This window comes from Pararhizobium sp. DWP3-4 (assembly GCF_049898205.1).
In the GTDB taxonomy this organism is placed as follows: Bacteria; Pseudomonadota; Alphaproteobacteria; order Rhizobiales; family Rhizobiaceae; genus Pararhizobium.
The window spans coordinates 93929-119097 of record NZ_JAFCXF010000003.1 but is presented as its reverse complement, the minus strand read 5'-3'; the positions used below and the strand labels follow the sequence as shown (position 1 = coordinate 119097).

General features: G+C 59.4%; 27 protein-coding genes, 1 tRNA gene and 1 pseudogene. 13 read left to right on the top strand and 16 right to left on the bottom strand.

Annotated elements, in window-relative coordinates; translation table 11 throughout:
• Window positions 1-36 precede the first annotated feature (36 nt).
• A complete protein-coding gene (locus ACP7E6_RS09915; RefSeq protein WP_426229932.1) occupies window positions 37-570 on the bottom strand; it encodes a DUF1134 domain-containing protein in 534 nt (177 codons plus the stop codon).
• 321 nt (window positions 571-891) lie between these two features.
• On the opposite strand from ACP7E6_RS09915, the gene chpT reads away from it, so the two are divergent.
• The gene (chpT, locus tag ACP7E6_RS09910) at window positions 892-1539 is read left to right on the top strand and encodes a histidine phosphotransferase ChpT (RefSeq protein ID WP_426229931.1); all 648 of its coding nucleotides are present in this window, start codon (window positions 892-894) and stop codon (window positions 1537-1539) included.
• 110 nt (window positions 1540-1649) lie between these two features.
• Window positions 1650-2012 (top strand): response regulator, encoded by a 363-nt coding sequence (locus ACP7E6_RS09905; RefSeq protein WP_426229613.1) that lies wholly within the window; start codon window positions 1650-1652, stop codon window positions 2010-2012.
• Window positions 2013-2237: 225 nt separating this feature from the next.
• Here ACP7E6_RS09905 and ctrA read toward each other — a convergent pair whose 3' ends face one another.
• Window positions 2238-2936 (bottom strand): response regulator transcription factor CtrA, encoded by a 699-nt coding sequence (gene ctrA / locus ACP7E6_RS09900; RefSeq protein ID WP_060639445.1) that lies wholly within the window; start codon window positions 2934-2936, stop codon window positions 2238-2240.
• Between the two features lie 441 nt (window positions 2937-3377).
• On the opposite strand from ctrA, the gene ACP7E6_RS09895 reads away from it, so the two are divergent.
• A complete protein-coding gene (locus ACP7E6_RS09895; RefSeq protein WP_037099811.1) occupies window positions 3378-3728 on the top strand; it encodes a hypothetical protein in 351 nt (116 codons plus the stop codon).
• A gap of 104 nt (window positions 3729-3832) precedes the next feature.
• On the opposite strand, the gene ACP7E6_RS09890 is transcribed toward ACP7E6_RS09895, so the two are convergent.
• Entirely contained in the window at window positions 3833-4114 is a 282-nt protein-coding gene (locus tag ACP7E6_RS09890; protein WP_426229610.1) for a GNAT family N-acetyltransferase, read from the bottom strand.
• 114 nt (window positions 4115-4228) lie between these two features.
• On the opposite strand from ACP7E6_RS09890, the pseudogene ACP7E6_RS09885 reads away from it, so the two are divergent.
• Window positions 4229-4677, top strand: a pseudogene (locus ACP7E6_RS09885) (paraquat-inducible protein A).
• Between the two features lie 37 nt (window positions 4678-4714).
• Here ACP7E6_RS09885 and ACP7E6_RS09880 read toward each other — a convergent pair.
• Complete coding sequence (locus tag ACP7E6_RS09880) at window positions 4715-4990, bottom strand: DUF1153 domain-containing protein (RefSeq protein ID WP_037099805.1); 276 nt, start codon at window positions 4988-4990, stop codon at window positions 4715-4717.
• Between the two features lie 496 nt (window positions 4991-5486).
• Here ACP7E6_RS09880 and ACP7E6_RS09875 point away from each other — a divergent pair, with 496 nt between their 5' ends.
• The 4 genes from ACP7E6_RS09875 to ACP7E6_RS09860 all read left to right on the top strand — a co-directional run bounded on the left by ACP7E6_RS09875 (window position 5487) and on the right by ACP7E6_RS09860 (window position 8225).
• Window positions 5487-6233, top strand: coding sequence for a LuxR C-terminal-related transcriptional regulator (locus ACP7E6_RS09875; protein WP_426229607.1), 747 nt, complete (start codon window positions 5487-5489; stop codon window positions 6231-6233).
• A gap of 179 nt (window positions 6234-6412) precedes the next feature.
• On the top strand, window positions 6413-7609 hold the full coding sequence (mnmA, locus tag ACP7E6_RS09870; protein WP_426229605.1) for a tRNA 2-thiouridine(34) synthase MnmA: 1197 nt from the start codon (window positions 6413-6415) through the stop codon (window positions 7607-7609).
• 169 nt (window positions 7610-7778) lie between these two features.
• Window positions 7779-7855, top strand: a tRNA-Met gene (locus ACP7E6_RS09865).
• 145 nt (window positions 7856-8000) lie between these two features.
• Window positions 8001-8225, top strand: coding sequence for a YMGG-like glycine zipper-containing protein (locus ACP7E6_RS09860; protein WP_426229930.1), 225 nt, complete (start codon window positions 8001-8003; stop codon window positions 8223-8225).
• 145 nt (window positions 8226-8370) lie between these two features.
• On the opposite strand, the gene ACP7E6_RS09855 is transcribed toward ACP7E6_RS09860, so the two are convergent.
• Window positions 8371-9387, bottom strand: a complete 1017-nt coding sequence (locus ACP7E6_RS09855; RefSeq protein WP_426229603.1) for a hypothetical protein — start codon at window positions 9385-9387, stop codon at window positions 8371-8373.
• Window positions 9388-9531: 144 nt separating this feature from the next.
• Between ACP7E6_RS09855 and ACP7E6_RS09850 the strand changes: the two genes are divergently transcribed.
• Window positions 9532-11223, top strand: coding sequence for a hypothetical protein (locus ACP7E6_RS09850; RefSeq protein WP_426229601.1), 1692 nt, complete (start codon window positions 9532-9534; stop codon window positions 11221-11223).
• 56 nt (window positions 11224-11279) lie between these two features.
• Here the strand turns inward: ACP7E6_RS09850 and ACP7E6_RS09845 are convergent, their stop codons facing one another.
• Window positions 11280-11504 (bottom strand): hypothetical protein, encoded by a 225-nt coding sequence (locus ACP7E6_RS09845; protein WP_426229599.1) that lies wholly within the window; start codon window positions 11502-11504, stop codon window positions 11280-11282.
• Window positions 11505-11568: 64 nt separating this feature from the next.
• Window positions 11569-12510, bottom strand: coding sequence for an AraC family transcriptional regulator (locus ACP7E6_RS09840; RefSeq protein WP_426229597.1), 942 nt, complete (start codon window positions 12508-12510; stop codon window positions 11569-11571).
• A gap of 221 nt (window positions 12511-12731) precedes the next feature.
• Between ACP7E6_RS09840 and ACP7E6_RS09835 the strand changes: the two genes are divergently transcribed.
• Window positions 12732-13772 (top strand): NAD(P)-dependent alcohol dehydrogenase, encoded by a 1041-nt coding sequence (locus ACP7E6_RS09835; RefSeq protein WP_426229595.1) that lies wholly within the window; start codon window positions 12732-12734, stop codon window positions 13770-13772.
• Window positions 13773-13832: 60 nt separating this feature from the next.
• On the opposite strand, the gene ACP7E6_RS09830 is transcribed toward ACP7E6_RS09835, so the two are convergent.
• The 4 genes from ACP7E6_RS09830 to ACP7E6_RS09815 all read right to left on the bottom strand — a co-directional run bounded on the left by ACP7E6_RS09830 (window position 13833) and on the right by ACP7E6_RS09815 (window position 17090).
• On the bottom strand, window positions 13833-14195 hold the full coding sequence (locus ACP7E6_RS09830; RefSeq protein WP_426229593.1) for a hypothetical protein: 363 nt from the start codon (window positions 14193-14195) through the stop codon (window positions 13833-13835).
• A gap of 201 nt (window positions 14196-14396) precedes the next feature.
• On the bottom strand, window positions 14397-15248 hold the full coding sequence (kdsA, locus tag ACP7E6_RS09825) for a 3-deoxy-8-phosphooctulonate synthase (RefSeq protein ID WP_426229591.1): 852 nt from the start codon (window positions 15246-15248) through the stop codon (window positions 14397-14399).
• A 180-nt stretch (window positions 15249-15428) separates the two neighbouring features.
• Window positions 15429-15893 (bottom strand): Lrp/AsnC ligand binding domain-containing protein, encoded by a 465-nt coding sequence (locus ACP7E6_RS09820; protein ID WP_426126950.1) that lies wholly within the window; start codon window positions 15891-15893, stop codon window positions 15429-15431.
• A gap of 33 nt (window positions 15894-15926) precedes the next feature.
• A complete protein-coding gene (locus ACP7E6_RS09815; protein ID WP_426126951.1) occupies window positions 15927-17090 on the bottom strand; it encodes a M20 aminoacylase family protein in 1164 nt (387 codons plus the stop codon).
• 142 nt (window positions 17091-17232) lie between these two features.
• Between ACP7E6_RS09815 and ACP7E6_RS09810 the strand changes: the two genes are divergently transcribed.
• The 3 genes from ACP7E6_RS09810 to ACP7E6_RS09800 are packed head-to-tail and all read left to right on the top strand — an operon-like array spanning window position 17233 to window position 20364.
• Complete coding sequence (locus ACP7E6_RS09810) at window positions 17233-18360, top strand: D-alanyl-D-alanine carboxypeptidase family protein (protein WP_426229589.1); 1128 nt, start codon at window positions 17233-17235, stop codon at window positions 18358-18360.
• Window positions 18361-18388: 28 nt separating this feature from the next.
• Entirely contained in the window at window positions 18389-19567 is a 1179-nt protein-coding gene (locus ACP7E6_RS09805; RefSeq protein WP_426229587.1) for a CobW family GTP-binding protein, read from the top strand.
• Between the two features lie 20 nt (window positions 19568-19587).
• The gene (locus ACP7E6_RS09800) at window positions 19588-20364 is read left to right on the top strand and encodes a DUF930 domain-containing protein (RefSeq protein WP_426229585.1); all 777 of its coding nucleotides are present in this window, start codon (window positions 19588-19590) and stop codon (window positions 20362-20364) included.
• A gap of 14 nt (window positions 20365-20378) precedes the next feature.
• On the opposite strand, the gene ACP7E6_RS09795 is transcribed toward ACP7E6_RS09800, so the two are convergent.
• The 5 genes from ACP7E6_RS09795 to ACP7E6_RS09775 form a co-directional block, all read right to left on the bottom strand.
• A complete protein-coding gene (locus tag ACP7E6_RS09795) occupies window positions 20379-21641 on the bottom strand; it encodes an RNA polymerase sigma factor (RefSeq protein ID WP_426229583.1) in 1263 nt (420 codons plus the stop codon).
• Window positions 21642-21711: 70 nt separating this feature from the next.
• Window positions 21712-22134: a YciI family protein gene (locus ACP7E6_RS09790; RefSeq protein ID WP_426229581.1), complete on the bottom strand. Its 423-nt coding sequence runs from the start codon at window positions 22132-22134 to the stop codon at window positions 21712-21714.
• Between the two features lie 171 nt (window positions 22135-22305).
• Complete coding sequence (locus ACP7E6_RS09785; RefSeq protein WP_426229579.1) at window positions 22306-22536, bottom strand: sulfurtransferase TusA family protein; 231 nt, start codon at window positions 22534-22536, stop codon at window positions 22306-22308.
• Entirely contained in the window at window positions 22536-24002 is a 1467-nt protein-coding gene (locus tag ACP7E6_RS09780; protein WP_426229577.1) for a L,D-transpeptidase family protein, read from the bottom strand. The genes ACP7E6_RS09785 and ACP7E6_RS09780 overlap by 1 nt, the downstream gene beginning before the upstream one ends.
• A 202-nt stretch (window positions 24003-24204) precedes the next feature.
• Window positions 24205-25158 carry an acetyl-CoA carboxylase carboxyltransferase subunit alpha gene (locus ACP7E6_RS09775; protein ID WP_426229575.1) on the bottom strand — a complete coding sequence of 318 codons (954 nt, stop codon included), beginning with the start codon at window positions 25156-25158 and terminating at the stop codon, window positions 24205-24207.
• Window positions 25159-25169 lie beyond the last annotated feature (11 nt).

Below are 25169 nucleotides of genomic sequence, written 5' to 3'. Positions count from 1 at the left end.
CTGGAAAACCTCGGGAAAATCAGCAGACGTTTTGCCTCAGAAGGGGTTCCAGGTCGGCTGCTGTGTCAGCTTCAGGTAGCCGACATTGATGCCGAGGCGGGCGCCAAGGCCGGTGCGGATCGGAACCAGGACGATGTTTTCGTCGGTGAGTACCGTCATGCCGACGCCGGCGACCACGTAGGCCGAGCCCGAGACGCCGCCAAAACGCTTGTAGAGCGAGGGGACGGCAGGCAGGTTGTACACCAGCATCATCGTCCGGCTACCCTGCCCACCCCAGTCGAGTCCGAGTGACGGCCCCTGCCAGAACACGTTATGCTGGCCGGCATTCTTGGTATAGAGGTCGCCTTCGCCATAGGTCAGGCCGGCCACGAATGCGCCGGATCCTTCCTGGCCGAGAATGTAACCGTTCGGCAGGCCGTATTTGGAAAATGCGTTCTCGACCACCTTGGCAAGTCCGCCGGAGGTGGAGCCGAAGAAGCCGTGACCGGCATCGACGATTTCCTGCATCGTGTATTGTTCGCCTCTGCTCTGCGCAAGCGCCGCCGGCATGAGGCTGAACGCGGCCATCATCGCCACGAATGTGCGCAAGAGTGGGAATTTCACGGCATTGAGGATCCGCTGCATGTTTTTCTCCGTAATCTCAGGAGCGCCGCGACGTCATGCGCGGGCCGCTATCCTGCCCCGTTTCACTCTGTGACGGGGGTCGGGCTGATTGTCAGCAATTTGAACCGATGATCTTAACAATCGGTTTACCAAATGTGGTGTCTTTATGATCTTCGCCTTGAGACTATGCCCGCGCAATCTTCGCGGGCTAGACCAATGGGCAATAGGATCGCGGAAGGCCGCCTGATCTCGCTTGTGAGCCGTCCGGCGGCTATTGAGGATACGACCATGGGAAAGAACCCGAACCTGACCTTGACCGGTCCCGATCTCGCAGCGCTTCTGTGCAGCCGTGTCTGCCATGACATCATCTCGCCGGTTGGCGCGATCAACAACGGCCTCGAACTGCTGGACGAGGGCGGGGCGGATGCCGATGCCATGGACCTCATCCGCACCAGCGCGCTCAACGCTTCGGTCCGGCTGAAATTTGCCCGTCTGGCCTTCGGTGCTTCGGGCTCGGCCGGCGCTTCGATCGATACTGGTGAGGCGGAAAAGGCGGCCAAGGATTTTGCCTCCGTCGAAAAGAAGACGGAAGTCACCTGGACCGGACCACGCGTGATCATCGCCAAGAACCGGGTCAAGCTGCTGCTCAACCTGTTCCTGATCGCTTACGGCGCCATTCCGCGTGGTGGTTCGATCGATGTCGTCCTGGAAAACCCGGAATATGACGCGGCCTTCAAGCTGATCTGCAAGGGCCGGATGATGCGCGTACCGCCAAAGCTTGTCGAGCTTCTTTCGGGAACGCTCGAAGAGGCCGTCGACGCGCATACGATCCAGCCCTACTACACGGTTCTGCTTGCCGACGAGGCCGGCATGGAGATCGAGGTCAACTCGAACTCGGAAGAAATCGTGTTTTCCGCGAAAATGGTTGCAGCCTGAAGTCGAGATAAATCTGCTTTTAGGCATGGCAGTAACTGATTCTTTGCCAAAGCGGCATACGGTTGTAGATAGGGATTAATTCCCGCTGTAGCGCCAAGAGGGAGCTTGAGATGCAACGCTTGATGATTGCCGATGATTCGGACGTCGTACGCAAGGTCGGGAAGCGCATCCTCTCGGGCCTGAATTTCCTGGTCTCCGAGGCCGCAAACGGTCTCGAAGCGCTCGTGCGCTGCGAAGCGGAACTGCCCAACATCATCATCGTTGATGCGGGCCTTGATGGCGCGCTGGATTTGATTGCCAATATCCGCAACCTTCCCGACGGCAAGGCCGTCCGCATCTATTATTGCGTCGTCGAGGCGGACCTGAAGAAGATGATGGCCGGCAAGCGCGCCGGTGCCGACGATTTCCTTTTGAAGCCGTTCGACCGCAAGATCCTGACCAGCGTCTTTGGCAGCCTGTCGATCGCCGCCTGATCCTTGATCAACCGATATCGTTTCAAACTAGCCGTTGCCTTTCCAGGCGGCGGCTTTTTTGCGCACCCTTCGTAAAGGGGGCGGGCGCGTTACGACGCTGAAACCCGGAAACGCAAAAGCCCGCCATCATCGGCGGGCTTTCACGAAACTTTCGGCACGATCAGCCGTGGCGTCCCTGCATTATGCGGGATGCGAAACACCGCCGGCTGGAATGGCCGGTGGTTATCAGGCGCTTTCTGCGAATTCGCCTTCCGGCTCGCGCAACACATAGCCGCGACCCCAGACGGTTTCGATATAGTTGGCGCCGCCGGCAGCATTTGCGAGCTTTTTGCGCAGCTTGCAGATGAACACGTCGATGATCTTCAGTTCCGGTTCGTCCATGCCGCCATAAAGGTGGTTGAGGAACATTTCCTTGGTGAGCGTGGTACCCTTGCGGAGCGAAAGCAGCTCCAGCATCTGGTATTCCTTGCCCGTCAGATGAACGCGCTGGCCGCCGACTTCAACGGTTTTCGCGTCCAGGTTGACGATCAGTTCGCCGGTCGAGATGACCGACTGCGCATGGCCCTTGGAACGGCGCACGATCGCATGGATACGAGCAACCAATTCGTCCTTGTGGAAAGGCTTGGTCATGTAGTCGTCTGCGCCGAAGCCTAAGCCCCGAACCTTATCCTCGATGCCGGCCATGCCGGAGAGGATCAGAATAGGTGTCTTGACCTTGGACAGACGCAGCGTTCTCAAAACCTCGTAACCGGACATGTCCGGCAGGTTAAGATCGAGCAGAATGATGTCGTAATCATAGAGCTTGCCGAGATCGACACCCTCTTCACCAAGATCGGTGGTGTAAACGTTAAAACTTTCCGACTTGAGCATCAGTTCGATGCTCTGCGCTGTCGCGCTGTCGTCTTCGATGAGTAGAACCCGCATAATTGTCCCCTTTTCCGCCGCCGAAAGGTCGTTGTGGCCCCCTTACGCGATACGGATCCAGTCGTTGCCTGATTTGGAGGCTGCCAGCAAATGGTTAACAAATTCTGATTCACTCTGGCAAGGTGTATCGAAAATGTTAAATATTTTTTGCAGTCCTCTGATTTTACATGTGAATCTAGAATGACATCCTTAACGCACAACATTAAGGAAATCGGCTATCTGACTCATCTGACTCAATCTATGCCAAACACCAAATTTAGCGCTGGGCATTTACTGACCCTTAAATGATCGTCCCTATGATTAACGATGCCCGTAAACGAAAGGTTACCAGCGGTAGGATTTTGTTAAGATCGCTGTAATTATTTTTGTTTCCGACGCCGTAAGGTCGGTTGAACGGGTCAAATCCAGTAACCGGGGTCTCGCATCACGGGAGTATTGCGTATGAAGTCACGTGAGAGCCTTGTTCGCCTGAAGGAATTTCAGGTGAAGGAGAAACAGCGTCAGTTGAGCCAGCTACAACTGATGATGTCCGAATTTGAGCGGATGACCAAGGAATTGGAAAATCAGATCACTTTCGAGGAAAAGAAGTCCGGGATCACCGATCCCACCCATTTCGCCTATCCGACGTTTGCCAAGGCTGCGCGACAGCGGGCAGACAATCTCCAGGTCTCGGTTCGGGAACTGAAGGTACAGCAGGATGCGGCGGAACTTGCGCTGGAAGAGGTTCAGGCGGAATTCGCCAAGGCCGCAGCGCTCGAAGAACGCGACAGCGGTGCGCGCATGCGCGCTTAGGCGCGCTTGAGGCTTGCCCAAGGCCAAAAGGCCCTTCTCACGGACTTACTTCAAGTCCGTGAGAAGGGCCTTGTGTATTTTTGAAGCAGGTTCAAGGACGCTTCTTAAGCTTGGATTGCGTCCTGCCATTCCGGATGACGCTGTGTCTGGGCGCGCATGAAGGGGCAGAGCGGAATGATCTTCCAACCGCCTTTTCGCGCCGCGTCAATTGCGTGCGCCGCCAGCGCTTGGCCGACGCCTTTGCCGCGCAGTTCATCCGGAACCGCAGTGTGATCGATGATGATCAGTTGCGGCGATGACCGGGAATAGGTCATTTCAGCCGTATGGCCCTCGACTTTTGTACTGTAGCGGCCATGCGAGCCGGTTTCTTCGCTGATAATATCCATCAATCTCTCCCCCTTGCCGGCTGCCCGGACCGTTTCCATCGTGGTTGGTTCATCACTGTTCAGCGCCACCAAAGGTGATATGTAATCCCGTCCGTGCAAGAGAAGACAGGAATCATGCGTCTCATCCCTCCGCTTTTCCTTGTTCTGTCCGCTTTTTTTCTCGCTCTCGGGCTTGTGCTGCCGTTGGTTCAGTTTGAAAAATGGTTTTTTTCACCGAAACGCCGTCGCTTCTGGGAATCGTATCGTCGCTTTGGGGAGAGGGCAACCAGATGCTGGCCATCATCGTGGCGCTTTTTTCCATCGTGTTCCCTTTTGCGAAGCTGGTCGGGATTGCCTTCGAGGCGACAGCACCGGCGAACGGCAAGGCTGCGGACGGAATGGTCGCCCGCCTTCTGCCGTTACTCGGCAAATGGTCGATGATGGATGTGATGCTTGTAGCGCTCGTCATCTTTGCGGCAAAGACCAGTGGAATGGCAGAGGCTTTCACCCAGCCGGGCCTTTGGTTCTACGCAGGATCGGCGGTGCTGACGGGGCTGCTTCAAATGCAGCTGCGGCCGCACTGAATGCGGCCGCTTGAGCTCTTGCAAATGAAGGGTCTGGCTAGTGGCGATATTGCTGGATGCGGGTCGTCCGCAGGCCGGCAAGGCCATGGTCGCTGATCGAGGACTGCCAGGACAGGAATTCTTCGACGGTCAGGGTATAGCGGTCACAGGCTTCTTCCAGGCTCAGCAGTCCGCCACGCACGGCGGCGACGACTTCTGCCTTTCTGCGGATCACCCAGCGGCGCGTATTGGCCGGTGGCAGATCAGCAATTGTCAAAGGGCTGCCATCGGGTCCGATGACATATTTCACGCGGGGTCGTATCATTTCGGTCATTGGACTCTCTACACATACTCAAGACCATGTAGGCTCAACTTACCCTGCCACATTTAACATTTGCCTAAGCGGGTGGTAACAATTTGCTAATAATTTTAGAGACTTCCAGAGCGCTCTTCGACCAATTGCGGATCGTCCAAGCCGTATATGGAGCGGCGTAACTGTTCTCGCGGAGCCATTTTTATTGTAGTCTTCTAAAGCTTTGTCCTGGTAATTTCCAGGTATGCATGGGAGCTATGCAAATATAATGGTTCAATTTTCATCAAATTGTTGATAATAACGGCGAGTAATTGAGCATATGCAGCATTTTGTTGCTCTGGAATGCTCTCGATGCGCCATTTTATTTCAAAACACCCTCCTTTTCGCTTCGATTGTGTCCCTGGTGGCCTCTCGGAGTTTTTGTCGGTGTTGGATCTATCGTGCTGCTGCCGAAAAAATTCCGGAATGAGAATTTTTCGAGAGCTGGCGCGATGGCCGGCAGGTTGGTGATGAAAATATGAGAGACCCTGACAAGCTGACCTTGCGAAGCGAAGCTTATGCTGATTTTCTTTCAGGCATGAACAGTTCCGCAGTCCAGACGGAGTATGAAGTGCTCCACCTGATGCGCCAGTGCACGGCGCAATTCGGTTTCAGCCATTTCATGATCGTGCGTATTCCCTTCGGCGAGCAGCAGCGCTTCGCCGAGCGCCTTGTTTTGAGCAGCTGGCCATCGGAGCTTGTGCGGGAATACGACGCCGCCACGGTTTTCCAGGCCAGTGCACTGATCGAGCGGCTGCGTCATACGAAACTGCCGGTCTTCGGCGCAACACAATCGCTGCTCAATGCGCAAGGCTCTGCAGCCCGTGATACTGTCGGCGCGCTGTTTGCCGCGCAGGCGATGAACAATACATTTGCCGTTACACTGCACACCACCCATGGGGAGGCATTTGCTGCTCTGCTGTGCGGACCGCGTGGCGAGCCCGAGAGGGCCGAGACGGCCGATCTCTATCTGACCCTGCTGCAACTGTTCGAAACCCTCGAGCGAACCTTAGAAGTCGGCGCCTCGGCGCGCGACAAGCTGTCGACGCGCGAGATCGAGTGTCTGCGCTGGGCTGCGGCCGGCAAGAGCAGCGACGAGATCGCCATCATCCTCGGTATTTCCGCCTATACGGTTTCCAGTTACTTCAAGACCGCGACCCGCAAGCTCGATTCGGTCAATCGCATGCAGGCGATCGCCCGCGCCATGCGGATGAAGCTGATCTGACCAGCCCAAAGCCGTCGCCCTTGTTCAATTCCCCGCGACTTTCTATATAACGGCTTGCGGCATGGCCGGCCTGGGCCGGAACCGCTTTGCTGCGGCGTTGGCCGTTTGCAGGAAACAGGGTATGGTCGCGCTAAAATGCGAACAACCCGCCGATTGACCGGAATGCCGGATTGGATGCCGTGAACAGTCTCGATTTTGATCGCAAGCCCGAAGATACGCGCGTCGTCGTTGCCATGTCCGGCGGCGTTGACAGTTCCGTGGTGGCCGGCATCCTCAAACGCCAGGGCTACGACGTTCTCGGCATCACCCTGCAGCTTTACGATCACGGGGCGGCCATCCATCGGGCCGGCTCCTGCTGCGCCGGCCAGGACATCGACGATGCCCGCCGCGTCTGCGAGGTGCTGGGCATTCCGCATTACGTTCTCGACTACGAGCAGCGCTTTCGCGAAACGGTAATAAATCCCTTTGCCGAAAGCTATGTCGCCGGCGAGACGCCGATCCCCTGCGTTGCCTGCAATCAGACCGTCAAATTCGCCGATCTTCTGGCGACGGCCCGCGATCTCGGCGCCGATGCGCTGGCGACCGGCCATTACATCCGCTCAAAGGCCAATCCGCAGCCGGACGCGCCTAGCCGCCGCGCATTGTTTCGCCCGACGGATGCCGATCGCGACCAGAGCTATTTCCTGTTTGCCACCACGCAGGAGCAGATCGACTATCTACGTTTTCCGCTCGGCAACCTCACCAAGGCGGAAACCCGGCAGCTGGCTGAGGATATGGGCCTCGTCGTCGCCAAGAAGGCCGACAGCCAGGACATCTGTTTCGTGCCGCAGGGAAAATATGCCGATATCATCAACAAGCTGAAGCCGAATGCGTCGCTGGCGGGCGATATCGTCCATCTGGATGGCCGCGTTCTCGGCAGCCACGATGGCATCCTGCACTATACGATCGGTCAACGCCGCGGCATCGGCGTCGCCACCGGCGAGCCGCTTTATGTGGTGCATCTCGATGCCCGTTCGCGCCGCGTCATCGTCGGTCCGAAGGAAGCACTGGAAACCCGCCGCGTCTATCTGCGCGACATCAACTGGCTGGGTGACGGCGATATTTTCGATGTAGCGGCTGATGGGTTTGCCTGTTTCGCCAAGGTCCGATCGACGCGTCAGCCGGCGCCTGCGATCCTGCGCGCCAGCGCAGACGGCGTCTCGGTCGAGCTGCTGGAAGGCGAGGCGGGCGTTGCCCCCGGCCAGGCCTGCGCGCTCTATTCCGGTATCGGAGAAGACGCCCGCGTCTATGGCGGCGGTTTCATCCTGCGCTCCGAACGCGAGGCCGCAGCCGAAGCTGCTCTGAAGGACCTGCTGCAGAGCGTGGTTGCAGCCTGATCCAGGGCCGGGGACTGCGCATCACGCGCTGTGTCCGGCCATTGTCCAGCGTCCCTTGAAAAACTTCCGGTTTTTTGAAACGGCTCGGCTTGACACCAGCATGAACCGCACCTTATAAGCCGCCCACTGACGCGACGACAGCGGCCAAGCGCCCAAGTCGCAGTCTGATGGCGGGGTAGCTCAGGTGGTTAGAGCAGCGGAATCATAATCCGCGTGTCGGGGGTTCGAGTCCCTCTCCCGCTACCAAAATCCCAAAATCCCAAAATCTTTTGAACAACTGGTCAGATGCTGCCAACATTGGCAGCTATTCTCTACCGCTAGCGTTTTATCAGCTTCTTTGGTCATTCGGCCGGACTGGAAATGAGCGGAGTCCCGGCGTGCTCCCACACTAATTGTAGCCCTGTCGTCTTGCGCGGTGACAGAGCGAGGGACTGCAATCGGAGCAGGCTCCGGCGCAATCATCGGCGGCGTTGTCAGCAACAGCTGGGGCGGCGCGGCTATTGGCGCAGTAGCGGGCGGCATCGTCGGCAATCTCATTGGCCGTTCGCATGAGCGCCAAGGCTATTGCATCTATCGAGACCGTAACGGCCGGCGGTTCGAGGCGCGCTGCCGGTAAGGCATTGTCATCCTCTCCAGCGTTGTGGAAAAAGTGACCCGACTGGCGTAGCCCGTCGTCGGGGCCTCAGGAGACGCGCCTTTGCTGCTCATGGCAAAGAGCATTTCTCCTCATTTTGGCGCACCTCTTTCAGCGGCGGCAAAGCTCACACCGCTCCGCCCGCGGCCTTCATAAACCGCACATATTTCTCAGCCAGCCCCTCCTGCAGCCGGTCGATGATCAGCAGGGAGATCTGGAAGGCCGTGTCGAGATCAGGGGTCTGGCCGGTCAGTTCGGCCAGATAGACCACTTCGGGGTCGTATTGATCAGGGGTCTTGGTGACTTCGTGCAAAAAAGTGCGGAGGGCCAGCCGGGCATTGGCCATCTGCGCAGTCCGGCGCTGGGCATCCGGAAGGGGCAGGCTGACCAGGAAGACGTGCACGTCTATGAACCGCAACAGGGCCGAGAAGTGCTCTGCCGTGTCGGGCAATCCTGCCTGCAGATAGAGGCTGGTTTTTGCGGCCTCCAGCTTGCTGCTGCTCGCCCAGCGGCCAAGGTCATAGCGGTAGACCGTCGATGTATCGGTCAGAAATTTTCCGGCGGCGCAGAATGCAAAGCTCAAGGCCCAGTCACAGTAGCCGCCATGCGTCGGATGGGCGTCCGAAAACAGCGAAAACAGGCCTTTGAACAGGTCCGAGCGATACATGCTGTAGTAAAGCCCGTTATTGCCATTGGCCTTGCCGTTATATTCGAGCAGCCGGCCGCCGGCATCATCGGCGGTGATCGAAAACCGATCGACTTGCTGTACGCCTTTTTCGTTTGTCCAGACGAATGTTTGCGGACGAATCCCGATCACGTCGCCGGGCAGGGCCGAAAGGTCAAGCGGTTGTTTGTCATCCAGGCCATAGATCTCGTCGTCATCGCCCATCGGCATCAGGAACGGCGTTTCGACCTTTGACAAAGCAGAGGCCATGTTTTGCAGCCCGCCATCGCCGTCTGGAACGACATAGGTCAGCCGTGGATGGCAGTTTTCGTAGCGGGCGCGTTTCTGCGGATCTCCGGAATTGTCGGATACGACCAGCCGGCAGTCCCTTTTGTCCGCGTAGATCAGTGCCGTTTCGATCGCGCTGGCGGAGTGCTGGAGATTGCGGTTGCTTGGCATGCAGAGGGTCAGCTGTGTCATCAGGCGTATCCACGCGGAATTGAGGTTTCCCGCTGTAGGCCGTGTCGGGTGCGCGAGGCTTGCGTGGGCGTTTTCGGTCGATCCAGCCTTGCACCAGCCGGTTTTGCTAGCGATGGCCTATCTGTGGATACGTCTGGAAACTTGATGTCGGCATCTCTTTCAAAAGCGCTCGGTTTTTACAATGCAGGTCACTATGACAAGGCATTGGGCATTCTGTCGCCGGCCCGCCGGCAACCGTTCGTGCTCAACGAGCTGCTGTTGATTGCCCAATGTTATGCCAAGACGCAGAAGTTCACTGAGGCCGCTGCATTCTACATCAAGGGTGCGGAAATGGGCGGCCCCAAGCAGGCGATGCTGCGGGCCCTTGCGGCCAACATGCTGCAGGAGGCAGACGATTCCTTCGCATCCTTGAACTTAGCCCGGCTCGCCGCCAAATCCGGCGTATTCGATACCAACGCCGAGGAAACCTATCGCCGGTATCTGCACGAGTTTCTCTGCCTCGACGAAGCGCAGATGGATGACCAGCGATTTCTGGACCGGTTGAAAGCCGGCGATGAGCGATATCTAGCCGCAGAGTTTCCACATCGCCATATCGGCTGGTGCGGCGACGAGAGCATCAATGCGCGGCAGACGAAAATCCACGGTGCCGCAGCCTTCACGCCGGCATCCAGAGCGGCAAGGCGGGCGGCGCCCCACAGGTTTTCTGACAGGATCAGGGTCGGCTATCTCTCGGCCGATTTCAGCGATCAGCATGCCACGATGCGCCTTTTCCAAAGCGCGCTGCTGCAGCACGATCCGGACCGGTTCGACATCGCGCTTTTCTGTAGTACCGGCGACGACCTGATCCGGCTCGACCAGGGATCGCGCGACACATATCCCAATCTGCAGCGCATCGGCCACCTGTCGGACCCGGATGCGGCGGCACTGATCCGCCGCTCGGGTATCGACATTCTCGTCGATCTGAAGGGGCATACCAAGGGCTCCCGCGCCGGGTTGCTCAATCACGGGGCTGCCCCGGTCCAGGTGGCCTATCTCGGGTTTCCGGGGTCCGGGACCGGCATCGACTGCGACTATATTCTCACCGACGCCGTGGTGACGCCGGAAACCAGCCGGCCGTTCTATCACGAGAAATTCTGCCTGCTTCCCGGCACCTACCAGGCCAATGACAATGTCACACGCCCGCTTCCGTCCGCTGCCCCGCGCAGTGCGCTTGGCCTGCCGGAAGACCGCGTCGTCTTTGCCTCCTTCAACACGCACCGCAAGATCAAGCCGCAGACGGCGGAGCTCTGGGCGGATATTCTGCGGCGAACGGATGACAGCCTGTTATGGGTCATGTGCTCCAATCGTTTCGCGCGTGGCAATCTTCTGCGCTGGATGGAAAACGCAGGCATCGCCGGTGACCGGATTATCTTTGCCGATCCGGTTGCATATCCTGATCACATCGCCCGCCTTCAGGCGGCGGATATCGGGCTGGATACGTTTCCCTGCAACGGCCACACGACGACATCCGACAAGTTATGGGCCGGTCTGCCGGTGCCGACCTTCAAGGGCACACACTTTGCCTCGCGGGTGACGGAGAGCCTGCTGCGGGCGCTTGGGGTTGGCGAACTGGTCGCGGATAATGCGGAGGGCTATGTCGAACTTTGCGTCTCGCTGGCGAAAAGCCGGGATGAACTGCGTGCCGTGAAAGAGAAAATTGCCGCGCAACGAACGGTCGCGCCGTTGTTTGATACGACGCGCTTCATCCGCCATCTGGAAAAGGCGTTCGAGCTGATGATCGCGCGCGCTCGCAACGGCCAGGAACCGGATCATATTGCGGTGCCGGTCCTCGTTTAGGAGCCCAAGAGCCGCTGGCCACCTTTTTGGCTGCGCTCCCTATCCATGACCGATGCTCAGGACTGCAGGATTTTCTCGATCGTGGTGGTGGCCTCGTTGAGGCCGCAGAGTTCGTAGGCACCTGTTTCCTCCACCTGGCGGCAGACGAAATTGACCCTGGCTTCGTCGTGATCGAGCGCCGCAAGCAGGGTCTCGCGCAACCCCATCGCCGTCAGCAGCACCGGTTCCCGCAGGAGCCGCCCCTCCCGCCATGAACTGAGGCGTACGGTGACTGGCATCATGGTGATTCTCCTCCGTGCCAGTCTACCACGAAGCCGATCAGAATATGAGCGAGCGGTTTTTCGGTCAGCCTTCGCTGAGTGCTTCCATGCCGCCGGTCAGACGGTCCATCAGGCTCCGGCGGACACGGCCGACATCCCTCAGCGGCGGCTCACCAAACTGCCGGGCATATTCGCGGCTGAACTGCGACTGGCTCTCATAGCCTACCTGATGGCCGGCGGAACCGGCATCCAGCATGTCCTCCAGCATCAGCCGGCGGGCTTCCTGCAGCCGCAGCTGCTTCTGGTACTGCATGGGGCTCATGGCGGTGATCGCCTTGAAATGGTGGTGCAGCGAGGAGACGCTCATGCTGACGCGGCTGGCCAGATCCTCGATCTTCAGGGGCAAGGCGTAATGTTCCTTCAGCCAGACGCAGGCACGGCTGATCTGGTGCGATTGGCTTTCGGTAACCGCCATCTGGCGAAGGCGCCCACTCTGCGGACCGGTCAGGAGCCTGTAGATGATCTCCTGTTCGATCAGCGGTAGCAGAGCCGGAATGTCATCCGGCCGGTCCAGAAGCCGGAGCAGCCGGATGGCGGCATCTTCCAGGTCAGGTGTTACCGAACTCACAGCCATGCCACGCGCGCCCGGCGCGGGCGCCCCGGTTTGTACGCCGGCCCGGTCCAGCAAGCCGGCAATGCGCGTGGTGTCGATGCCGAAGGTCACGCTCAGATAGGGTTTTTCCTCTGACGCTTCGACGATCTGCGTGGTCACCGGCAGGTCGATCGAGGTCAACAGATAATCGGCGCCGCCATACCGGTAGATGTCGTCGCCAAGCACCACCTGCTTTGCGCCTTGGGCAATCAGTGCCAGGCTGGGCTTGTAGGAACCACAGGATTTCGTCCCGGTTCCTGAGCGCCGGTGAACGCTGACGCCCGGTATAGCCGTTTTATGATCGCCATCTTCCTTGGCGAAACGGGCAATAAGATCAATCAGTTCCTGACTGCGTGGGGTTCGTGAAGCTGTCATAATCGAAAGTCTTTCCAGCTATTTAGATTTTGTCTCGCAAATCGCAAGTTAGTCGCTCTGCGGTTATCTGCAAAACCTTGAAGGCACGTTTTGCAGGATCGTACAATAATCTTGCAGGATTGCTCTAACGTTCTGCCAACATGATCTGCAAGTATGCTTCCGGGGAGAGGCGATCTGTGCTTCCATCACAATCCCCGCTTCATCAGATAAAGGAGTGACCCATGGCCCTGGCAAGAGGATATGCTGCGACGGATGCGTCGAAGCCGCTGCAGCCCTTCACATTCGAACGGCGCGAACCCCGCGAGGACGACGTCGTCATCAGCATCAAATATTCCGGCATCTGCCATTCGGATATCCATCAGGCCCGCAATGAGTGGGGCAATTCGGCGTTTCCAATGGTTCCCGGCCACGAGATCGCCGGCATCGTTACAGCGGTCGGCTCGAAGGTTTCCAAGTTCAAGGTCGGCGACCGGGTCGGCGTCGGCTGCTTCGTCGACAGCTGCACCACCTGCGCCAGCCGCGATGTCGATCTGGAACAGTACATGCCGGGCCTCGTGGTCACCTATAACGGCGTTGAAGCCGACGGCAAGACCCCGACCCAGGGCGGCTATTCCGATTTCATCGTCGTCAAGGAAGGCTACGTCCTTTCCATTCCGGAAAACCTGCCCTTCGAGGCAACCGCGCCGCTGCTTTGCGCCGGTATCACGCTCTATTCGCCGCTGCGCAACTGGGGCGCTGGTCCCGGCAAGAAGATCGCAGTCGTCGGTATGGGCGGTCTTGGCCATATGGGCGTCAAGCTTGCTCATGCGATGGGTGCCGATGTCACGGTCCTCAGCCAGTCCCTGTCGAAGAAGGAAGATGGCCTGAAGCTCGGTGCCGATCACTATTATGCGACCGCCGATGCCGAAACCTTCACGAAACTGGCAGGAACGTTCGACCTCATCCTGTGCACGGTCTCGGCTGAGATCGACTGGAACGCCTATCTCGGCCTGTTGAAGGTCGATGGCACGCTGGTGCTGCTCGGTATTCCGGAAAAGCCGGTGCCGGTGCATGCGTTCTCGCTGGTCCCGTCGCGCCGCTCGATTGCCGGTTCGATGATCGGTTCGATCAAGGAAACCCAGGAAATGCTCGATTTTTGCGGCGAGCATAACATCGTCTCGGAAATCGAACTGATCCGTATGGACCAGGTCAACGAAGCCTATGAGCGCGTCATCAAGAGCGACGTGCGCTACCGCTTCGTCATCGATATGGCGACACTGTAATCCATTAAAACGAAAAGGCCGGCACATTCCCCTTGCCGGCCTTTTGTCGCGTCCGCCCAATCATTTGACTTCGGTCAAAACTTCGGTGCCGGAGCCGTCCTTGCCGGTAATCGTCCAGGCGCCGTCAAGCGTGCCATTGCCCTTGACCTGGTAGACGATCAGCCCCATGGCGTCTTCGAGCACGTAGGCAGCTGCAAAAGCATCGCCGTTGAGCATGCAGACGCCGGTCGATTTGACGCCGGCGGTTTCCCACTCGATCACGCAGGTGGTTTCGCTGGCGAGCGTGATTTCCGCCGTACCGGCATAGCTCGACCCGTCGAGATTGGTACCTTGAACGGTGTACTTGCCGGCATTGACGGTTTGCGCATTCGCGCCGGAAGCAGCTGCGAGCGCGAGCGCTGCAGCGATAATGATCTTCTTCATGGCACCCCTCAAAAATTGGCTCGTTGGTCGAGCTGCGCTCCCAGCCTATGCGTAATCAATGCCGTTTGAAAAGAACCAAAATTGTGGTGATCGAGGCGAACCTCATCGCCGGCTTAGACGGCTGGATTTGCTGACGAGATCGGATTCTGAGCCGTAGCGGGAAGGGCTGCCCGCGTAAGATCGCCCGCGTCTTCGCTTGGGCTAAGACCGTACCGCCTGATGGACCGCACGCAATGTGGAAAGCAGGCTCCCAGCCATGTCGAGGGGAAGGCAGCTTGGCCCGTCACAAAGCGCCCGGTCGGGATCGGGATGAAACTCGAGGAACACGCCATCGGCACCGGCGGCCACGGCTGCCTTGGCGATGATGGGGACACCCTCGCGGCGTCCGCCCGTCGAGCTGCCGTTGGTGCGGGGATCGGCGCCCGGCAATTGCACGGAATGCGTCGCATCAATCGTGACAGGGACGCCGAGGCGCTGCATTTCGGCGATACCAAGCATGTCGACGACCAGATTGTTATAGCCAAAGGAACTGCCGCGTTCGCACAAGGCGATCTGAAGATCGGGCGCCACCGCCCGCGCTTTGGCAATGATGTTTTTACAGTCCCAAGGAGCAAGGAACTGGGCCTTCTTGACGTGCAGCAGACCACCCGCGCGGCCTGTGGCAACGGCGGCGGCGACAATCAGATCGGTTTGGCGGCACAGGAATGCCGGAATCTGAACCAGATCGGCAACGGCGGCAACCGCTTCAGCCTGATCGATCTCGTGAATATCCGTGGCGATCGGCACATCTAAGGTTCGCTTGATTTCCGCAAGCATGGCCAGCCCATCTTTCAATCCCGGACCGCGATAGCTGGCGTTCGAGGACCGGTTGGCCTTGTCGAAGCTGGCCTTGAACACGAAAGGCAAGCCGAGATCGGCTGTGACGGCCTTCAGGTGCCGGCCCACGTCCAGTGCCAGCTTAAGATTTTCCAGGACATTCAAGCCTGCGATAACGGCTAGCGGCTGGCCCCCGCCAAACGACATGTTCCAGTGTTTCAGGTGCGCTACGGCCATTGTCGACTTTCCCTTGCAAGACGCAACTGTGCGCCCGCTACCATCCAGGTTGGAGCGAGAATCAGACCTCTGATCGTCGCAAGTGCGCACAATATGGAATTTGGTCAGGGCTGCAACTCAGCGCTGTTACGCTTGTGGCTCCGGTTGTCACCGGTTGCTGAGTGTGGAAACAGACGCACCTCAGCCGAGCGGCAGTGGTCCGTCGTTCTTGATTTCTTCCATCACCGCATAGGTCCGGGTTTCCTTGACGCCGGGCAAGGTCCACAGCACCTGGCCGAGGAAGTTGCGATAGGCGTTCATGTCCTCGAAGCGGGTCTTGACGAGATAGTCGAAGCCACCGGCGACCATATGGCATTCGAGTACCGACGGCGCCTGTTTGACGGCGATGGCGAACTTGTCGAACACTTCGGGCGTCGTTTTGTCGAGCATCACCTCGATGAAGACGAGAAGCCCGAAACCCAGCTTGTGCGGATCAAGCCGCGCGCCAAAGCCCGAGACATAGCCTTCCTTCAGCAAGCGGCGCAGCCGCTCGCTGGTGGCAGTCGGAGAAAGCCCGATGCGGTCGGCCAGTTCCAGATTGGTGATCCGGCCGTCCGCCTGCAGGATGTTGAGGATCCGCCGGTCGATTTTGTCTATCTCATGCATCGGATTCTCTACCCTTTCAGCGCTTGCGGCAGCTTAAGCCGCCAGCCGCGTTTCGGCCAGCTTCACCCAGTACGAGATGCCGTGCGGGATAGCCTCGTCATTGAAGTCGTAGGCCGGATTGTGCAGGCCGGCCGTGTCGCCATTGCCGATGAAGATGAAGGCGCCGGGACGGGCCAGCAGCATGTAGGAAAAATCCTCGCCGCCCATCATCGGATCAAGATCGCCCGATACCTGGTTTTCGCCGGCGATGATTGCCGCAGCCGAAAGGGCATGGCCGGTTTCCTCGCGATGATTGACCGTGACCGGATAGTTGCGGGCATAGGAAACCTTGATCTTGGCACCATAGGCGGCACCCAGGCCTTCGCAAATCTGCTTGATACGCTGTTCGGCGAGATCGCGCACTTCCGGCATCAGCGTGCGCACCGTGCCGCCCAGCAGGGCCTGTTCCGGAATGATGTTATGGGCAAAGCCGGCATTGAATTTGGTCACCGAAACGACCACCGAAAACAACGGATCGACCGAGCGGGAGGCGATGGTCTGCAGCGCGTTGACGATCTGCGAGCCGATGACGATCGGGTCGATCGTCTTGTGCGGCTGGGCGGCGTGGCCGCCGCGGCCATCGATGGTGATGGTGAATTCATCGGTCGAGGCCATGATCGGGCCGACGCGGCTGCCGAACTGGCCAACCGGCATGCCCGGCATATTGTGCATGCCGTAGACTTCCTCGATGGCGAAACGCTCCATCATGCCGTCCTTGACCATTTCGTGGCCACCGGCGCCGCCTTCTTCTGCCGGCTGGAAGATCACCGCAACGGCGCCTTTGAAATTGCGTGTTTCGGCAAGGTATTTTGCAGCGCCCAGAAGCATGGCGGTGTGGCCGTCATGGCCGCAGGCGTGCATCTTGCCCGATGTCGTCGAGGCCCAGGGCTTGCCGCTGGTTTCGGTCATCGGTAGGGCATCCATATCGGCGCGCATGCCGATGGTGCGGCCTTCGCCGAGATTGCCCTTGATCAGGCCGACAACACCGGTGCGGCCAAGACCCGTGACGATTTCGTCAACGCCGAATTCCTTCAGCTTATTTTCGACGAAAGCTGCCGTATTTTCAACGGCAAACAGCAGTTCCGGTTTCGTATGGAGGTGGCGACGCCATTCCGTGACTTCGGTCTGGAGCTCTGCTGCGCGGTTCAGAATAGGCATTTTGTCTTCCTGTGGATCCATTGCGGGCATGGGATACGAGAAATTTGGCATCGGCGCAAAAGAATGGTCTTTGCCATCTCCTCGCCATATAGGTTAAATAGCCGGACGATACGAGGCAATTCCCGAAATTTCGAGGTTTGACGTGGTGACAACTGGAATTCGCAAGAGTGGCGCGTTGAAGCTATTCGCAGTCCTGACTGGCGCCTGCGCGTCGCTGCTTTCGGCGACCTTGCCGAGTGCGGCCAATCCGCAGCTGGTTGTCGATGTCAGTTCGCTGAAGGTCTACGAGCAGCGAGAAATCTATCAGAAATGGTATCCGGCCTCGCTGACCAAGCTGATGACGGCCTACACGACGTTCCGGGCACTGAAATCCGGCCAGCTGACGCTGGAAACACCGGTGGTGATGAGCAAGAACGCCGCCGGCGAGCCGCCGAGCAAGATGTTCTACAAGCCCGGGCAGGCCGTCACGCTCGACAGTGCATTGAAGATGATGCTGATCAAATCGGCCAACGACATTGCCGTTGCGATCGGCGAAACCGTGGCTGGCTCCGAGCCCGCCTTCATCAACCAGATGAATTCCGAGGCGCGGCGCATCGGCATGACATCCTCGCATTTCGTCAATCCGAACGGGCTGCCTGCGCCGGGTCAATATACGACCGCCCGCGATCTCGCCGTTCTGGCGATCACGATCAAGCGCGAGTTTCCGCAATATGCAGCCTATTTTGCCTATGAAGGCTTCACCACGGGCAAGAAAAACTATCCCAATTTCAATATGCTGATCGGCCGTTTCGATGGTGCCGATGGCATGAAGACCGGCTTTATCTGCGCTTCGGGCTTCAATCAGGTTTCATCTGCGACACGCAATGGGCGTGCCGTCGTTTCCGTCGTGCTTGGCGCCGACAGCCTTGGCGGCCGGGCGGACGAGTCTGCGCGCTTGCTGCAGCTCGGTCTGACGTCGAGCGGCGCCGGCAAGCCCGGGCTTGGCCAGATTGCACCCTATGGTGAGACGCGCGACATGGTCGCCGATGTCAGCAAGGAAATCTGCAATCCGAAGGCCGCCAAGGTGCGCTCGGAAAACCGTGATGAAGGTGGCCGGCAGAAATTGCTGTCGCCCTATATTCACGAGATCAACCGCCCGCTGAACCTTGTCGCCGCCGGGCTTATCCCGGGCACCGAAAAGGTGGCCGATGCCAAGGGCAAGGACCAGACGGAGACCGCGCAGGGCGATGTCGCCAATGTGCCGATCCCGGTTCCTCGCCCCGTTTTTTAAAGCCTCCGCATACTGATCGGATAAACTAATGAGCCTTCTGCTGAACGCCGTGCCGGTGTCGATCCTCACCGGTTTCCTCGGCGCGGGAAAGACGTCCCTTCTGAACAGGCTTCTAAAGGATCCTGATCTCACGGATACGGCCGTGATCATCAACGAGTTCGGCGATGTATCGCTGGACCATCTGCTGGTCGAGGCATCGAGCGACGGGATCATCGAGCTGTCCGACGGCTGCCTCTGCTGCACGGTGCGCGGCGAACTGGTCGATACGCTGGCTGATCTGATGGACCGGATGCAGACCGGCAAGATCAAGCCGTTGAAGCGCGTGGTCATCGAGACCACCGGCCTTGCCGATCTGGCGCCGGTGCTGCAGTCGGTGATGGGAAATCCCGTCATCGCCCAGAGCTACCGGCTCGACGGCGTCGTCACCGTCGTCGATGCGGCCAACGGTTTATCGACGCTCGACAATCACGAAGAAGCGGTCAAGCAGGTGGCGATGGCCGACCGGCTGGTGATCAGCAAGATGTCACTGGCGACGCCGGATGCGGTGATCTCGCTGAAAGCGCGGCTTAGGGCGCTCAATCCGCGCGCACCGATGATCGATGGCGATCTGCCCGAGGCTGGCAAAGCGGAACTTTTCCATTGCGGGCTCTACGATCCGGCAACCAAGATCGCCGATGTCGGCCGCTGGCTGCAGGATGAAGCGGCGGCGGACCATGACCATGCCCACGATCATGCCCATGGTCACGACGACCACCACGATCATGAGCATTGCGGTCACGAAAATTGTGGCCATGACCATCACCACCATCATCATGACGAAAACCGGCATGGTGCCGATATCCGCTCGTTCAGCCTCGTCCACGACCGGCCAATCGATCCGATGGCGCTGGAAATGTTCGTCGATCTGCTGCGCTCCGCCCATGGCGAAAAGCTGCTGCGGATGAAGGCCATCGTCTCGATGTCCGACAATCCGGACCGGCCGCTGATCCTGCATGGCGTGCAGACCGTGTTCCATACGCCGCAGCGCATGGCTGCATGGCCCGACCCGTCCTACCGGCGCACCCGCATGGTGCTGATCACCAAGGATCTACCGGAAGCGTTCGTGCGCGATCTTTTCGACGCCTTTACCGGCAAGCCGCGCATCGACCGGCCGGACCGGCAGGCGCTAGAGGACAACCCGTTGGCGGTTCCGGGGCTGCGGATGTAACCAATCGGCAAGGGGCCGGCATGTTTCTCGAGGCGGGCGAAGTCATCGGCAACATGCGGGCGCCAGCCTATCCTTCCAGCCGTCCCGGCGGCTGGAGTATCAGCGCCTCGCTCGGCGTCCATCTGCTCATCGGGCTTGCCCTGCTTCTGGCCGTGACGCCACGCCGGCAGGTCCCGTCATCGGAAGACAGCGTTACCGTTGATGTTCTGACACCGCAACAGTTTGAAGCTGCCAACAGCCCACCGGCCGCTGAGGTGCAAACCCAGGTTCAACCGCCCCAGTTCCAGCCCCAACCCCAGCCCGGGGCCATGAGCGATGCGGCACCTGAGCCACAAACAGAAAGTCCGGTTCCGGATTTTGCCAAACTGCCAACAGACCGGCCACGTCCTCAAGCAAGCGTCATGGTTCAGGCGACACATCTCCGGTCGGCGAAGGTCCTGGCGGATCCGCGCAGCGCCAAGGCGCGCAAGACGCTGGGCCAGCTGGCGCCCTTCGAGCGCATCGTCCAGCTTTGCAATATCGAGGCTATGGAGCAGGTCCATCTTTGGAAAGCCGCGCTGAAGCCGGACTTTCTGGTCGCCTATGCGATGGCCGATACCGAACTTTCCGGGCAGAAACTCCAGGCCGATGGCGCGGCGTTTCGCAGCAAAAGCCACTGGTACAACATTGGTTTCACCTGCGAGGTCACGCCGGACCTGAAGCAAGTCGTATCGTTTGCCTTCGCGGTAGGTAGCGAGATTCCGAAAAGCGACTGGGCCGATCACAATCTGTCAGCCGATGACGGTCCTGCGGACTAGAAAAGGCCAGCGGTTCAACGGCTGCAGGCAGCGGCCCGGGCCAGAAAGAACGCCTTTTCGCGGGCGTTGCGGGTGAGGTCTGCCGCGCGATCGAATTCAACTTTGGCTTCCGCCAATCGCCCGGCACGGAACAGGAAATCTCCTCTTGCTGCTGGCAGGGGAACGTAGTTTTGCAATCCAGCTGCCAGACCGATTTCGTCGAGGCGTGCGAGGCCTGTTTCCGGTCCGAAGGCCATGCTGTGGGCCACCGCCCGATTGAGATCGACCACCGGCGACGGCATCACTTGGCGCAGCGTGTCGTAGAGGCCAGCAATCTTCTGCCAGTCCGTGTCCTCCGCCTTGCGGGCGCGTGCATGACAGGCTGCCAGGGCCGCCTGCAGGGCATAAGGCCCATTGGCGCCGCCAAGCGTTTCCACGCGCTGCAGGGCTGCAAGCCCGCGGCGGATCAGCAACTGGTCCCAATGGGCGCGGTTCTGCTCAGTCAAAAGGATCGGCGAACCATCCGGGGCAACGCGGGCGGCGAGGCGGGAGGCCTGGATTTCCATCAGCGACAGCAGGCCGAGCACTTCCGGCTCTTCTGGGAGCAGGCCTGCGAGAATACGGCCCAACCGTTGCGCTTCAGAGCATAGGGCCGGACGGATCAGGTCCTCGCCAGTGGTCGCCGCATAACCCTCGTTGAAGATCAGGTAGATCACCTCCAGCACCGAGGAGAGCCGTTCTCCGCGCTCCGGCCCGCGCGGCACGGCAAAGGTCAGGCCGGCATTGCCGATCGTCTTCTTGGCCCGGACAATCCGCTGGGCGATGGCCGCTTCATTGGAGAGAAAGGCACGGGCGATCTCGTCGGTCGTCAATCCACCGATCAGGCGCAGGGTGAGTGCTGCGCGCGCCTCTGCCGACAGGACGGGATGGCAGGCGGCGAAGATGAGACCCAGCAGCTCGTCGCCGAGATCGTCGTCCAGTGCCGCCTCGACATCCTCAACGCTGGTATCGCGTTCACTGTCGAGATCGCGGCCGATTTCGGCATGTTTGCGCACCAGCATCTTCTTGCGGCGAAAACCATCGATGGCGCGGCGCTTGGCGGCGGCCATCAGCCAAGCTCCCGGATTTTTCGGCACGCCGGTCTTCGGCCATTCGGACAGGGCGGTCACCAGCGCGTCCTGCGCCAGCTCTTCGGCAAGACTCACGTCCCTGACCATACGGGCCAGGCCGCCGATGAGCCGGGCCTGTTCGATCCGGAAAACTGTTTCAATCGCCTGGTGTGTTTGGTTAGCCGCCATGCTTCCGGATTAAGCGAGCAGCAGCGGCTGCGTCAAGCCGCAGTGGTGGCTTGACGCGGTCCGGCCGAAATCAGCGCTTGGCTGCCTTTTCGCGCAGCCGTTCTTCCTGCTCGGCCAGTTCAGGCGTCAACGCCTCGCCGAAATCGGCTGCCTCGAACACCCGGCGGATTTCCAGCTCGCTTGGTCCAAGCATCGGATTGGGGCAGCGCTTGGCCCATTCGACGGCTTCGGCCATGTCCTTGACTTCCCAGAGCCAGAAGCCGGCGATCAGCTCGCGGGTTTCGGCAAAAGGGCCGTCGATAACGGTGCGGCTTGGCCCGTCGAAGGCGATCCGCTTGCCTTTGGACGAAGGGTGCAGTCCTTCGCCAGCCATCATGATGCCGGCATTGACCAGCTCTTCGTTGTATTTGCCCATGGCTTCCAGAAGCTGGGTCGTCGGCATGATGCCGTCTTCGCTATCTTTCGTCGCCTTGACGATCACCATCACACGCATTGTCTTCTCCCTTGGTTATTGGAAGCCGGTGGGGCCTTCCTGATCATACGACGAACGAAGCCCGGCTCGATCGACGCCAATCGAAATTTTTTTGAAGAATTTTTTAAAACATGATCGGCAGTTCACCGCTGGGGCCAACAGCTAGACGGGATTGGGGCCACTTGGCCGCCCTCAAGCCTTCTTGCGGATGACGAAGCGGTGTCCGCCAGCCAGAACCTCGGATTGCTCCAGACTGTGGCCGTCTTCCTGGCAGAAATGTGGAATGTCGATGATGGCGAGGGGGTCCGTCGTCTCCACCGTGATCAGCGTGCCCGGCGCAAGGGTCAGCATGCGCTTGCGGGTTCTTAAAACCGGCAAGGGGCATTTCAGCCCCTTGAGGTCATAGACCAGGCCGTCGGGCATCAATTGCCCCAGATTTTCCAAAACGGCCGCTTCTTCGGCTGCTGTTCGGCAACGGCCTGCTCGGCCATCGGCGCCGCCTCGGTGGTGGCCGCTGTCTGTGCGGTTGCGTCAGCCGGTTTTTTCGCTGTCGCAGTGGTCACCGGCTCCGGCGTTGCGATAGCTGCCGCGTGCTGCACGGCTTGCTTCTGGTCGAGCGGCTGCTGTTGAGCCGCCTCGACCGGGGCTACGGCTGCCGGCTCAAGTTGCTGCGCATCGGCACTGTTCTTGGAGAACAGGCTGCCCCAGAAGCCTTTGCGGGCAGCACCTGGCTGTTCGATAGCGGCCTGCTGTACCGGCTTGGGCAAGGGGTTTTCCACAGGCACCGGCACGCTCTTGCCGTTGCGGGTGGATTTGTCCAGCTCGGCCTTCTGGATTTCGATCGCCTTCTTGGCTTCTTCCAGCTCGGCGCGGCGGGCTTCCTGCTTTTCGAGATCGGCGACCTTCATCAGCTTGCCGGCGTCGAGCGAGGTGCCGGTCGGCGCGTAAGCCAGTTCCTTGCCGACACGCAGCTTCGCGACGATCGCCTTGCGTTCCGCTTCGGTCGGCTCGTACCAGACCAGGCCGTCGAGCTTCTTCGTCGCCTTGGCGTAGTCGTCATTGTATTTTTTGTTAAAGGCCGCGAGTGCACCCTGCATCGCCGCCGGGGTCGACATGGCCGGGCATTGACCGGTTGGGCTGAATTTGCCGTCCGTCTGCTGGTTGAAGACGTATTTCTTCTCGCAGATGTTCACTTCCGGCGGCCGCTTGGTGATCTCGAACTGGTCGTAGCCGGGTTTCAGCATGTTCCAGAAATCGATATTCGGGCTGTTGCGATGCCGCGCCATGTTTTCGGCGGTCATGCGGAAGGGCAGGGCCTGCAGCTGGATCGCCTGTTGGCCGCCCTTGTAGGCGTCCCGCGACAGCGCAAAGATTTCCTGCATCTGCTCGTCGGTCATCGAATAGCAGCCGGACGACGAACAGGCGCCGTGGATCATCAGATTGGTACCGAAACGGCCATTGGCCTGGTCGAAGCGGTTGGGAAAGCCGGTATTGATGGCGAGATAATAGCTGGAATTCGGGTTCATCTGGCCAGGCGAAATCGGGTAGAAACCTTCCGGCGCCTGCCGGTCGCCTTCCTTGACCTTGGGGCCAAGCTTGCCCGACCAGGCGCAGATCTTGTACTGGCGCAGCATCTCGAAACGGTTGGAAGAATTGGCCTTCCAGACTTCGAGAACGCCTTCCTCCTTGAAGATGCGCAGCATGATCGGCGAATCCTTCGCCATGCTCATCGCCTGCATCTTCTGGACTATTTTTCCGGAGAGCTGGTAATTGACCTTGCTGGAGACTTTCTTGAGGTCGACATCGACTGTGTCCATCGCCTCATTGGCGGTGCAGCTCGCAAGGAGTGCGGCGATGGCAGCGGTGGCAACAAGATGTGTCAAACGCATCGGCAAAGGTCCATCAAGAAAAACTGTCGAACGTGGCGTTCCGTGCAGGCGGTCCACAGGGAATCAATATGCCCTTTTACTTCACAAAATATTAACCTTACAAAACCGCCTTGCTCAACCGTTCCAGACGCCCAGAATATGGCCAAGGTTGGACCGCGCACTCCATTTGCCACGCGAACCCCGGCAAAGCCAGCAAATATGATTAGAGCTGGCGGCCGATCGCCAGGTATTTTTGGCGGCGGTCGGAGCGCAGCTCGTCGCCGGTGCGGCCCGAAAGCTCCTTAAGCGCGTCGGCGATGACGGTGCCGGTCTTGTCGATCACGGCATTTGGATCGCGATGGGCGCCGCCGACCGGCTCGGTGATGATGCCGTCGATGATCCCCAGAGATTTCAGGTCTTCGGCGGTGATCTTCATGTTGGTCGCCGCTTCCTTGGCACGGGTACTATCGCGCCAGAGGATGGAGGCTGCACCTTCCGGCGAGATCACGCTGTAGATCGAGTGTTCGAGCATATAGACGCGGCTGCCGGTAGCAATCGCGATGGCGCCGCCGGAACCACCTTCGCCGATAACGACGGAGACGATCGGAACGCGCATGTTGAGGCACATTTCCGTCGAGCGGGCGATGGCTTCCGCTTGGCCGCGCTCTTCGGCACCGATGCCGGGATAAGCGCCGGCGGTATCGATCAGGGTAATCAGCGGCAGGCCGAAACGATCGGCCATTTCCATGACGCGGATCGCCTTGCGATAGCCTTCCGGACGGGCGCTGCCAAAGTTGTGCTTGATGCGCGACTTGGTGTCGTTGCCCTTTTCCTGGCCGATGACGGCGACAGGGGTGCCGCGAAAGCGCGCCAGACCAGCCTGGATCGCCTCGTCATTGGCGAACTTGCGGTCGCCGGCCAGCGGCGTGAATTCGGTGAACAGGTTGGCGGCATATTCCTGGAAGTGCGGGCGCTGCGGGTGGCGCGCGACCTGCGTCTTCTGCCAGGGATTCAGCTTGGAATAGATTTCGGCCATCGCCTCGCGGGCGCGCACTTCAAGGCGCTCGACCTCATCGGCGGTGTCGATGCTCTCGTCCTCGCTGGCAATCTTCTTCAGCTCGTGAATCTTGCCTTCGAGATCGGAGATTGGTTTTTCGAAATCGAGATAATTGTGCATGTGATGCGTTT